Annotated in this window: 5 protein-coding genes; 3 read left to right on the forward strand and 2 right to left on the reverse strand. The window is 73.4% G+C overall.

Annotation, left to right across the window (positions count from 1 at the left end; all coding sequences use genetic code 11):
- Window positions 1-31 precede the first annotated feature (31 nt).
- From ABZ840_RS29235 to ABZ840_RS29245, 3 genes are all read left to right on the forward strand, one after another.
- Window positions 32-574 (forward strand): enterochelin esterase domain-containing protein, encoded by a 543-nt coding sequence (locus ABZ840_RS29235; RefSeq protein WP_361564181.1) that lies wholly within the window; start codon window positions 32-34, stop codon window positions 572-574.
- Window positions 575-676: 102 nt separating this feature from the next.
- Window positions 677-10,333 carry a condensation domain-containing protein gene (locus ABZ840_RS29240; protein ID WP_361564184.1) on the forward strand — a complete coding sequence of 3,219 codons (9,657 nt, stop codon included), beginning with the start codon at window positions 677-679 and terminating at the stop codon, window positions 10,331-10,333.
- A gap of 16 nt (window positions 10,334-10,349) precedes the next feature.
- Entirely contained in the window at window positions 10,350-11,078 is a 729-nt protein-coding gene (locus ABZ840_RS29245; RefSeq protein WP_361564186.1) for a 3-keto-5-aminohexanoate cleavage protein, read from the forward strand.
- Between the two features lie 126 nt (window positions 11,079-11,204).
- On the opposite strand, the gene ABZ840_RS29250 is transcribed toward ABZ840_RS29245, so the two are convergent.
- Window positions 11,205-11,876 carry a helix-turn-helix domain-containing protein gene (locus tag ABZ840_RS29250; protein ID WP_361564189.1) on the reverse strand — a complete coding sequence of 224 codons (672 nt, stop codon included), beginning with the start codon at window positions 11,874-11,876 and terminating at the stop codon, window positions 11,205-11,207.
- Window positions 11,873-12,067, reverse strand: a complete 195-nt coding sequence (locus ABZ840_RS29255; protein ID WP_361564192.1) for a ferredoxin — start codon at window positions 12,065-12,067, stop codon at window positions 11,873-11,875. Before ABZ840_RS29255 ends, ABZ840_RS29250 begins: the two co-directional genes overlap by 4 nt.
- Window positions 12,068-12,094 lie beyond the last annotated feature (27 nt).

Consider the following 12,094-nt stretch of genomic DNA (forward strand, 5'->3'; position numbering starts at 1 on the left):
GGGCCGCCCGCCGCTCAGGAAAGCGGGAAAGATGTACGTCCTCGTCGGTCCCGACGCTCAGGACTCGCGGCCGTTCCGCACGGCCGGACCCTGCGTCGAACGCCTCGCCGCCCGGCTCGCCACCGCCACCGAAGCCGAACGCGGAGCCCTGCTCGCCGAATTCTGGGCGGACGCCGAGCGGCGCGGCACGCCCGTGGTCGAAGAGGCCGCCGGGGAGGCCGACGACCGCGCGGTGACGTTCCTCTGGCGCGGCCACCGGGCCACCGGTCAGGTGCTCCTGCTCGCCGACGGCATCACCGACCACGACGACCTCACCTCCTCGCTGCTGGACCGGCTGCCCGGTACCGACGTCTGGCATCTGACGTACCTGCTGCGCGCCGGCAGCCGCGGGTCGTACAAACTGGCCGCCGACATCTCACCCGGCGGTCCGCCCGTCGACCCTCGCCGCCTCCGGCAGCGGTTGCGGGCCCTGTGTGTGTTCGCCGACGCCGACCCGCTCAACAGGCGTCCGGCCGAGGCGGGCTGGGGAGCGGAAGACGGTTCCGGCTACGTCCTGCCCGGCGGGGCCGGGTAGCGCGGCGCCCCTTCCGGCGGGGCGACTGTCCGACAAGCTGAAGTGACGTGTCGTCAGCATCGGTGCCCGGCTGATCCGGGGTTGCCCCCTTATCGTGCGCTCATGACTCAAGCGCCCGATTGCGACCTCCGTGACCGGATCGCCATCATCGGCATCGGCTGCCGACTGCCCGGACACGCCAACGACCACCGGGCGTTCTGGCGGAACCTCGCGGCGGGCCGGGACTGCATCGTCCCGACCCCGGCCGACCGGTACGACATCACCACGCTGCGCAGCCGGGACCGGGCCAAGCCCGGCCGGCTGGTCGGCGGCCGCGGCGGATACATCGACGGCTTCGACGAGTTCGACCCGGAGTTCTTCGGCATCAGCCCCCGCGAGGCCGCGCACCTGGACCCGCAGCAGCGCAAGCTCCTGGAGGTCACCTGGGAGGCACTGGAGGACGGCGGACAGCCGCCGGCGGGCCTCGCGGGCCGCGACGTCGGCGTGTTCATCGGCGCGTTCACGGCGGACTACAACGTGCTGCACTTCTCCGACCTGGACTTCGTGGGCACGCACACCGCCACCGGCACCATGATGACGATGGTGTCGAACCGTATCTCGCACGCCTTCGACTTCCGCGGCCCCAGCGTCACCCTCGACACCGCCTGCAGCTCCTCCCTGGTGGCCCTCCACCTCGCCCGGCAGAGCCTGTTGCGCGGCGAGACCGACCTCGCGCTGGCCGGCGGCACACTGCTGCACTGCGCCCCGCAGTACACCGTCGCCGAGACCAAGGGCGGCTTCCTCTCCGTCGACGGCCGCTCGCGCGCCTTCGACGCGTCGGCGGACGGCTACGTCCGTGCCGAGGGCGTCGGCGTGGTGGCACTGAAGCGGCTGGCCGACGCGGTGCGCGACGGCGACCCCGTACACGCGGTGGTGCTCGGCAGCGGCGTGAACCAGGACGGCCGGACCAACGGCATCACCGTGCCGCGCGAGGACGCGCAGGTCACCCTGGCGCGGCGGGTGTGCGCCGAGGCCGGCGTCGAACCCGGCAGCCTCCAGTACGTCGAGGCGCACGGCACGTCCACCCCCGTCGGCGACCCCGTCGAGGCCCGCGCGCTCGCCCGCGTCCTGGCCACCGGACGCCCGCCCGGCGCACCGTGCTACGTCGGCTCCGTCAAGACCAACATCGGGCACAGCGAGTCCGCGGCCGGCGTCGCCGGACTGATCAAGACGGTACTGGCCCTGAAACACCGCCAGATCCCGCCGCACCTCAACCTGGAGCGCCTCAATCCCGCCATCGACGCGGCCGCGCTGCCCTTCGGCATCCCGGACCGGCTGGTCGACTGGCCCGCGCACGACGGTCCCGCCCGGGCCGGCGTCAACTCCTTCGGCTTCGGCGGCACCAACGCCCACGTCCTCCTGGAGGAACCACCGCACCAGGAGGCCCCGGCTCCCCGGACGCCGCGGAACCACCCCACCCTCCTGCCGCTGAGCGCACGCCACCCCGACGGGCTGCGCGACCTCGCGGCCGGCCTCCGCGCCGAACTCTCCGGCACGCCCGGCACACCGCCCCCGCTCGCCGACATCGGCCACACCCTCGCTCACCGCCGCGAACACCACGAGCACCGGCTCGCGGTGGTGTACTCCCCGGACGCCCCCGGCACGCTGGACGAGGCGCTCGCCGCGTACGAGCGGGGGGAGCCGCACCCGCGGGTGCTGACCGGCCGCCGACGGGAGCGCCAACAGCGCCTTACCGCCTGGGTGTTCACCGGCATGGGTCCGCAGTGGTGGGGCATGGGTCGCCGCCTCCTCGCCACCGAACCGGTGTACCGGGCCGCCGTCGAGGCCTGCGACCGGGAAATCCGGGAGCAGGCCGGCTGGTCCCTGCTCGACGAACTGGCCGCGGACGAGACCGCGTCGAGAATGGGCGGGACCTGGCTCGCCCAGCCCGCCAACTTCGCGCTCCAGACCGGCCTCGCCGCACTCTGGCGCAGCTACGGCGTGCGCCCCGACGCCGTGGTCGGACACAGCACCGGCGAGGTCGCCGCCTGCTACGAAGCCGGCGTGTACAGCCTCCCCGAGGCCGTCGGGATCATCCTGCACCGCAGCCGTCTCCAGCAGCGGCTGACCGGCACCGGCACCATGCTCGCCGTGGGACTGACCGAGGCGGAGGCGGCACGCAGGATCCGCCCGCTGCGCGACCTGGTGTCGGTGGCGGCGGTCAACAGCCCCTCGGGCGTCACGCTCTCCGGCGATACGGACGCGCTTCGCGACCTGGCGGCAGGCCTCGAACAGGAGCAGGTCTTCGCCCGTTTCCTGTCGGTCGACGTCCCGTACCACAGCGTGCGGATGGACCCGATCAGGGACGAACTGCTGGACGGCCTGGCGGACCTCAAGCCGCGTACGGCCGAACTGCCGCTGTACCTGACCGCCCGGACCGGCGTCGCGTCCGGTGAGGAACTGGACGCCGCCTACTGGTGGGATAACGTCCGCGCGCCCGTCCGCTTCCTGGCCGCCGTCGACCGGCTGGCCGACGACGGCCACCGCGTCTTCCTGGAGGTCGGGCCGCACCCGGTGCTCGGCCACTCGATCTCCGAATGTCTCGCGTCCAAGGGCATCGAAGGCCGCACACTCGCCTCGCTGCACCGCCGGGAGGACGAGCCGGAACGGTTCCTGCGGACCCTCGCCGAGCTGCACACCCTCGGCACCGAGCCGGACTGGCACATTCTCCAGCCGGCCGGCCGCCCGGTCCCGCTGCCGCGCTACCCCTGGCGCCGGGACCGGTACTGGGCCGAGCCCGAAGGCATCGCGCGGCTCCGCCTCGGCCACCGCGACCACCCGCTGCTGGGCCGCCGCACCGCACATACCCGGTCCACCTGGGAGACCCGGCTCGACACCGAGCAGCTGCCCTACCTGGCCGACCACCGGATCCAGGGCAACACCGTCTTCCCCGCCGCCGGCTACCTGGAGATGGCGGCGCAGGCGGTACGGACGATGACCGGCGGCGCCCCGTCCGCACTGGCCGACATCCGGTTCGCCAAGGCCCTCTTCCTCGACGACGCACGCCCGGCCGCCGTCCAGTTCTCCTTCGACCCCGACAGCGCGGCCTTCACCGCCGCCACGGCACAGAGGGAGACCGGCCGCACCGTCCACGCCACCGGCGTGGTCCGCACCGGCCAGCGACGCGCTCCCGGCCCCGCACTCGACACCAAAGCGGTCCGCGCCCGCACCCGCCACCACCTCTCCGGTGCCGAGTGCTACGCCGCGCTCGCCGGTCAGGGATACCAGTACGGCCCCGCCTTCCAGCGCATCGAAGACGTCTGGACCGGCCCCGACGAGGCGCTCGCCCGCATCCGGCCGCCGGACGGGCCCACCCACGGGCCGGCCCCGGACCACTGCCACCCCGCCCTGCTCGACGCCGCGTTCCAGACCCTCCTGACCACCGTCCTGACAACGGACGACCGGACGCCGGGCGGGATCCGGCTGCCGCTCTCGATCGCTGAAGTACGCCTCGACCCCGTCGGCGACGGACCGCTCTGGGTACACGCCACCCTCACCCAGCGGGACGACGCACAGATCACCGGCGACCTCGCGCTGTACGCCGACGACGGCACACCGCTCGGCTGCGTCACCGGCCTCCGCGCGGTGGACGTCGACCGCGCCGCGGCCGCCGCGGGACCCGCCACCCTCGACAACTGGCTCACCGAGATCGTCTGGACCGACACCCCAGCACCGGCGGACACCACCGCACCGCCCGAAGCGCTGCTCCTCCTCGCCGACTCCGGCACCGTCGCCGAGGAACTGGCCGCACTGGCCCGGGAGAACGGGGCCCGCTGCCACCTCGTACGGCCGGGCACCCGGTACGCGCACGGCCCGGACGAATCCACCGTACGGTCGGACGCCGACGACGACCTGCCGCGCCTCTTCGCCGACCTCGACGCCCGCTTCGACGCCGTCGTCCACCTGTGGAACCTGGACCAGCCACCGCTCGCCGACAGCACCGGGGACGACCTGGCACGATGCCGCGACCTCGGCGCCCGCTCGCTGGTCCGCCTCGCCCAGCTGCTGCCCGCCGCACAGCCCGGCGCCCGGCTGCACCTCGTCACCCGCGGCACGCAGGCAGCGGCCGACGGCGACCCGGTCGAACCGCTGGGCGCCGCGGCCTGGGGCGTCGGCCGGGTCCTGTGGCAGCAGGAACTCACCGACCGGCGCGGCAAACTGATCGACCTCCCGGCCCACGCCACCACGGGGGACGCCGCGGCGCTCTGGCGCGAACTCACCACCGCGGGGGACGAGGAGATCGCGCTGCGCGGCGACCGCCGCTTCACCGCTCGGCTCCGGCCGGCCACCGGCCTCACCCGCCCGCTGCCCCTGCGGCTGCGCCCCGACGGCTGCTACCTGGTGACCGGCGCGTTCGGCGCCCTCGGCCAGGTGCTCTGCCGCACCCTCGTGGAACGCGGCGCGCGGCGGCTGATCCTCGTGGGCCGTACGCCACTGCCCGACCGCACCCGGTGGCACACCATCGACCCCGGCAGCACCAAAGGTCAGCGCGTCGCCTTCGTACGCGAACTGGAGGCACTCGGCGCCCAGCCGCTCCCGGTCGCGCTCGACATCACCGACGAGACCGCGCTCGCGGACTGGCTCGCCGACCACCGCGGCCGGCAGCTGCCGCCCGTCCGCGGCGTCTTTCACCTGGCCGGCGAGGTCAGGGACGCGATCGTACCGCAGATGGACCGGGAGGCGTTCGACGCCGCGTACGCCCCCAAGGTGGCCGGCGCCCGCCACCTCCACCACTGCCTCCGCGACGAACCCCTCGACCACTTCGTCCTCTTCGGCTCCGTCGCCGCGCTGCTGACCACCGCGGGCCAGACCAACTACGCCGCCGGCAACGCCTTCCTGGACGCACTGGCCCACCACCGTCGCGCCCAGGGGCTGCCCGCGCTCAGCCTGGCCTGGGGCCCCTGGGACGCCGGGATGATCGAGGAGCGCGGCCTCGCCGAGCATTACCGCACCGCACGCGGCATGAGCCCGCTCGCCCCCGCCGCCGGCATGGCCGTACTGGAACGCACCATCGGCCAGGAGCGGGCACACCTGGCCGTCACCACGGTCACCGACTGGCGGACCGCGGCCGCCTGGTACCCCGCACCGCCCCCGCTGATCGCGGACCTGGTGGCGGGCGCCGCCGACGCGCCGACCGGCACGGCGCGCGGCACCTTCCTGGACGCCTTCCGCGCAGCACCGGACGAAGAGGCACGCCGGCACTTGGTCGCCGAGCGCTTCGGCGAGCTGATCGCGACCGTACTGGGCGTGCCGCAGGACCGGATCGACCCGGCCGCCGGACTGCTCGCGCTGGGCCTGGACTCCCTGCTGGCGATGGAGCTGCGGGCCAGGACGGACACCGAACTGGGCGTCTCCCTCCCGGTGGTGGCCCTGCTCAGCGGCGAGCCGGTCACGCAGCTGGCGGCCCGGCTGTACGAGGGTCTGGCGGCGGCCGATGCGGTCGATCCCCTTCCCGCGGCCGAGTCCGTTCCCGCGGCCGAGTCTGCGCCGACCGAGGACGAGCGGACCGAGGAGGAGCGGACCGAGGAGGAGCGGACCGAGGAGGAGCGGACCGAGGAGGAGCGGACCGAGGAGGAGCGGACCATGGAGGAGTACCCCCTCACCCACAATCAGAAGGCGCTGTGGTTCCTGAAGGAACTGGACCCGGACGCGCACGCCTACAACATCGGCGGCGCGCTGACGGTCCACGGCGAGCTGGACCCGGAGCTGGTGTTCACCGCCTTCCGCACCCTCCTGGCACGCCACCCCGCCCTGCGGACCACGTTCGTGCGGAAGGAGGGCCGGCCCGTGCAGCGGATCTCCCCGGAAGTGCGCGCCGACACGGCCCTGTTCGACGTCCGCGGCGAGGACGAGGAAGCCGTCCGGCGGCGGATGGTCGAGGAGTACCGGCGGCCGTACGACCTCACGAGCGACCCGCTGATCCGGCTGCGGCTCTACCACGCCGGACCGGGCCGCTGGATCCTCCTGAAGGCCGTCCACCACATCGTCTCCGACGCCCACTCCATCTTCACCTTCGTCGAGGAGCTCTTCGAGGTCTACGACGCGCTGCGCACCGGCAGACCGGCCGCGCTCGCGCCGCTGCCCGCGCGGTACCCGGACTTCCTGAGCCGGCAGGAGCGGCTGCTCGCCGGGCCCGAAGCGGAGCGGATGCTGGACTACTGGCGCGGCCACCTGCCGGAGCGGATTCCCGACCTGGAACTGCCCACGGACCGGCCGCGTCCGGCGGTGGCCACCCACAACGGCGCGTCGGAGTCCTTCGCGATCGACGCCGGGCTCGGCGCACGGGTGCACGCGCTGTCGCGCCGCCACGACGTCACGCCGTTCATGGTGCTGCTCAGCGCGTACTACCTGCTGCTGCACCGCTACTCGGGCCAGGACGACATCGTCGTCGGCAGCCCGGTCAGCGGGCGTACCCGCGAGGAGTTCGCGCCGGTCTACGGCTACTTCGTCAACCCGCTGCCGCTGCACGTCGGCATGGCCGGCAACCCCTCGGTCACCGACCTGCTGGGCCGCACCCGCGACACGGTGCTGGGCGGGCTGGACAACCAGGAATACCCGTTCGTCCTCCTCGTCGAGAAGCTCGGGCTGCCGCACGACGCCAGCCGCTCGGCGGTGTTCCAGACGATGTTCGCCCTGCTCACCGACCAGCTCGGCGACGAACTGGCGGGCCACCGCATCGAGAACATGCAACTACCGGACCAGGAAGGCCAGTTCGACCTGACCCTGGCCGCTTACGAATACCAGTCGGACGGCCGGTTCGAGTGCACCCTCAAATACAACACCGACCTCTTCGACGCGGCGACGGTGCGCCGGCTGGCCGGGCACTACCTGAACCTGCTGGACGCCCTCACCCGTGCCCCCGCCGAGGCGCCCGCCTGCGAGCTGCCGCTCCTCGGGCCCGAGGAGCGGGACCGCATTCTGACCCGGTGGAGCGGCAGCGGCCGCACGGCCCGCCACGACCTGCCCGTGCACGAGATCATCGTGCGACAGGCCGCCGCGCACCCGGAGGCCGTCGCCGTCGTGGCCCCCACCGCTTCCGGTGCGGCCCGCCGGCTGACCTACGCCGAGCTGGACGACCGGTCCCGCGCCATGGCCCGGCAGCTGTGCGCACGGGGCGTCCGGGACGGCGCCGTGGTGGCACTGCGGATGGCCAAGTCACCGGAGCTCATCGTCACGCTCCTCGCGGTCCTGCGGGCGGGCGGCTGCTACCTGCCCCTGGACCCCGGTCATCCCGCCGAGCGGCTGGACCGACTGGTGACGGACGCGGGCGCCATCCTGACCGTGACCGACCGAGCCACCGTGACTGACCGGGCCACCGTGACTGACCGGGCCACCGTGACCGACCGGGCCACCGTCCCCCGCCCGGCGAGCCCCGGCCCCACGGTCACGACTCCCGAAGAGCCGGCGGCCCCCGGCGAACTGGCGGTCTCCGACGGACTGCCGGTCTCCGACGCACTGGGACTCCCTGGCGAACTGGCGGTCTCCGACGGGCGGCCGGTCGACGCAATGGCGGTCCCCGGCGAACCGGCGGTCTCCGACGGACCGGCGGTCAGGGTGCAGGCCGACGACACTCCCGAGCCCCGGGTCCCCCTGGACGCGCCTGCCTACCTCCTCCACACCTCCGGTTCCACCGGCCGCCCCAAGGCCGTATGCGTGACCCACCGCAACCTCGCCTCGGTGCAAGCCGCCTGGCAAGCGGAGTACCGCCTCGCCGACGAGGCCCGCGTCCACCTGCAGATGGCCGGCCCGTGCTTCGACGTCTTCACCGGTGACGTGGTGCGCGCCCTCTGCTCCGGCGGCACCCTGCTCCTCGCCGACCGCGACCTGATCCTCGACACCGCGCGGCTGTACCGGACCATGGTCACGGAGCGGGTGGACTGCGCCGAGTTCGTCCCGGCGGTGGCCCGTGCCCTGCTGAGCCACTGCGAACGGACCGGACAGCGGCTCGACTTCCTGCGCCTCCTCATCGTCGGTTCCGACACCTGGCGGGTCGGCGAACACCGGCGGCTGCACGCCCTGTGCGGGCCGGCGACCCGCCTGATCAACTCCTACGGCCTCACCGAGGCCACCATCGACAGCACGTACTTCGAAGGGCCCGTGGACGGCCTCGACGCAGGCCTCACCGTCCCCATCGGCCGCCCCCTGCCCAACACCGAGGCGTACATCCTCGACCGCCACGGCGAACCGGTCCCACCCGGCGTGACAGGCGACCTCTGGCTCGGCGGCCCGGGCGTCACGAGCGGCTGCACCGACGGCTCCGAGGAGACCGCGCGGCGCTTCCCGCACCGCGCCCCGGGCGGCGGCACCCCGGATGGCATCCCGGCGCGTCCCCTCTGCCGCACCGGCGACCTCGCCCGCTGGTCCGCCGACGGCACCCTGCACCTGTTGGGCCGTGCGGACCGGCAGGTCAAGGTGCGCGGCCACCGAGTGGCGACCGGTGAGGTCGAGGCCCAGCTCGCGGACTGTGCCGCACTGCGCCAGGTCCATGTGACGACCCGCCCCGCCGACGGCGGCGACCACGCCCTCTGCGCCTACTACGTACCGGCCGAGGGCGCGCGCCCCGACCGGACGGAGCTGCGCCGCCACCTCGCGGGCCGACTCCCCACCTACATGATCCCCTCCCACTTCGTGGAGCTCCCGGCCCTGCCTCTCACGCCGAACGGCAAGCTCGACACCGACGCACTCCCGGCCCCCGCCCACCCACCGGCCGACCGGGCCCCCGAGCCGCCCGCCACCCCGTACGAGTCACGGATGGCGGAGCACTGGCGGACCGTGCTCGGCGGTCAACAAGTCGGCCCGTCGGACGACTTCTTCGAGAGCGGCGGCAGCTCGCTCGCCCTCATTGAGCTGATCCACCACCTCCGCACCGACTACGCCATCGAGATCCCCGTCGGCAGGTTGTTCACGGACACCACACTGCGCGGCATGGCCCGCACGGTGCAGTGTGCGGTCACCGACGACACCGAGGGCATTGACGGCGGCGACGGCGCTGCAGACACCGCCGACACCACGCCGTACGTCCGCTTCGGCCCCGAGGCGGACCCCGGACGCACCCTCTTCTGCTTCCCGCCGGCCGGTGGCCACGGCCTGCTCTACCGCGAACTGGCGGACCACCTGCCCCAGTTCAGCCTCATCGCGCTCGACTATGTCCCCCGTCTCCCCGATGCACTCGGAATCACCCGCTGCGCCGATCTGATCGAATCGCTCCAGCCTGCCGGCCCCTGTCCTCTCCTCGGCTACTCCCTCGGCGGCAACCTCGCCTTCGAAGTGGCCAAGGAGCTCGAACGCCGCGGGCGGGAGGTCCCCCAGCTGGTGCTGCTGGACTCCTACCGCTTCACCCACGCCGAACCGCTCGACCAAGCGGCTCTGTCCCGCTTCGAGAAGGGCCTCCGCGCCCAACTCTCCCGCCGGGACGGCACCGCACCCGGCCCCGGCACCGAGGAAACCGTCGCCCAGGCCCTGGACTTCCTCGGCTTCTGCTGCCGCACCCCCAATCTCGGCACGATCACCGCCCCGATCACGGTGATCTCCGCCGAGGAGAGCGGACTGCCGTACGTACTCGGAAAACGGGCCGGCTGGGAGGAGAGTTCCCGCACCCGGTCGGTACGTGTCGAAGGCTCCGGGACCCACGACACCCTGCTCGCCCCCGCCCACCTCGCCCACAACGCCGCCCTGGCCCACGACGCGCTGACCCGTGACGGGCTGACCCGCGGCGGGTGATGGCATAGTCGCGCCCATGTTGCAGGTATGCCTGAACGGGCCACGGACGCGCGCGGAGCATCCGTCCCTGCCCGTGTCACCGAGCGAGCTGGCCGCGGAAGCCGTCCGGGCGGTGGCCGCGGGGGCGGCGGACATCCATCTGCACCCCAAGGACGCGGAGGGACGCGATGCGCTGGAGCCGCGCCTCGTCGCGGAGGCGGTCACCGCCGTACGCCGTGCCGTGCCGCGCGGCGTACGGATCGGGGTGACGACCGGCGCGTGGGCCGCGCCGGACCCGAGGGAGCGCGCGGCGCTGGTGCGCGCCTGGACGGTGCTGCCCGATCACGCGTCCGTGAACTGGCACGAGGACGGCGCCGAGCAGGTCGCCGAGGCGCTCCTGGACCGCGGAGTGGGGGTGGAAGCGGGCATCTTCTCGGGCACGGACGCGGCTCACCGCTTCTGCGCCTCACCCTTCGTGGGACGCACGCTGCGCGTGCTCGCGGAGGTCACGGACCCCGACGCGGCGACGGCCGAGCGCGTGGCCCTCGCCCTGCTGGCGGAGCTTGCTCCGGTCCGGCCGTCCCCGGTGCTGCTTCATGGCGAGGACGGCGGTGCGTGGCCCGTACTGCGGGCGGCCGTCCGGCTGGGGCTGGACACCAGGGTCGGACTGGAGGACGTCCTGGTCCTGCCCGACGGCACCGAAGCACCGGACAACGCCGCGCTCGTACGGGCAGCCCGGGTGACGGGGGCTGCCGAAAGACCGTAGCGGCTGTGCGTTGCCGGGAGGCCGTGGCGGCTGTGCGTTGCCGAAAGACCGTAACGGCTGTACGCCGCCGGGCGGTTTGGCCCGTGACCGGCGGACCGGATGGCCCGTGACCGGCGGGCCGGATGATCATCCCCGCCCGAGCAGCGCCGCCGAGAGGCCGCAGAGCGCGGTGATGAGGTCCTGGCCGAGCTGGCGCCAGCGGTCTTCCGTCTCGGAGCGGTCGATCCGGCCGTTCGCCAGGTCGTGCTCCAGCTCGGCGAAGGCGTGCACGCTGAGCTGGCGCACCATCGCGTTGTGCCGCTGAAGCAGGCCGGGGTCGACGTCCTTCCGCCGCACCGCCCCGTACGTGTCCAGGATGCGGTGCGAGGGGGTGTTCAGGTGCTCCTGTATGACATACGCGCGCAACGCCGGCTCGACGAGCGCCTGGGCGAAGAACCGGGCGCCCCAGGTCGGCCCCGGCGCTTCGATGTGGTACTCGACGCCCGGCATGATGAGGCACCCGAAGTGCTCCTCCAGGGACACCGTCCGGTCGCTGCCGAGCGCCTCGACCATCGCGATGCGGCGCTCCTCGATGACGTCCGTGTAGCTCGACAGGATTGCTTTGATGAGCTCGTCACGGCCGTTGAAGTGGTACTGCACGGCGGAGTTGTTGCGCTGGCCGGCCGCCTCGCTGATCTGCCGTACGGAGACGTTCGCGAAGCCCCTTTCGGCATAGAGCCGCTCCGCGGTGCGCATCAGCTTGTTGCGTGCGAGCACCGAGCGGGGGGACGGCGAGGCGGCCGGCGCGGTCGTCTTCATTCCGCGAGTCGGATGGCTCCGGTCGGGCACCCCGCGGCCGCGGCGCGCACGTCTTCGAAGTTCTCCGGCGACGGTGCCTCGTCCAGCAGCATCACGACACCGTCCTCCTCCCGCTGGTCGAACACCTGGTCGGCCCTGATCACGCACAACCCGCTGCCGCAGCATGCGTCCTGGTCCACGGTGATCTTCATGCTACCTCCTCGTTCCGCGCCGTCCGG

The sequence above is a fragment of the Streptomyces sp. NPDC047117 genome (genome assembly GCF_040643545.1).
Taxonomy (GTDB): Bacteria; Actinomycetota; Actinomycetes; order Streptomycetales; family Streptomycetaceae; genus Streptomyces.